This window comes from Caballeronia sp. M23-90, assembly GCF_053574605.1.
Map to the genome: position 1 here is coordinate 1 of NZ_JBSIPA010001038.1, position 262 is coordinate 262.

General features: G+C 58.8%; 1 pseudogene. It reads left to right on the plus strand.

From position 1 onward, the window contains the following. Positions 1 to 41: 41 nt before the first annotated feature. A pseudogene (locus ACRXB1_RS37690) lies at positions 42 to 262 on the plus strand (hypothetical protein); the annotation flags it as partial.

Here is a 262-nt window from a genome sequence, read left to right on the forward strand (position 1 = left end):
GCAGCGGCGAGATCGTGAGCCTGAACATCGATGCCGTGAACATGAAGTACACGCTCAAATGGCTCGAATCGCCCATACCGCTCGTCACCGGCACCGTCAATCCAACGCGCAAAGGCACGACCATTGTCGGCGCGGGCAGCGGCGAGATCGTGAGCCTGAACATCGATGCCGTGAACATGAAGTACACGCTCAAATGGCTCGAATCGCCCATACCGCTCGTCACCGGCACCGTCAATCCAACGCGCAAAGGCACGACCATTGT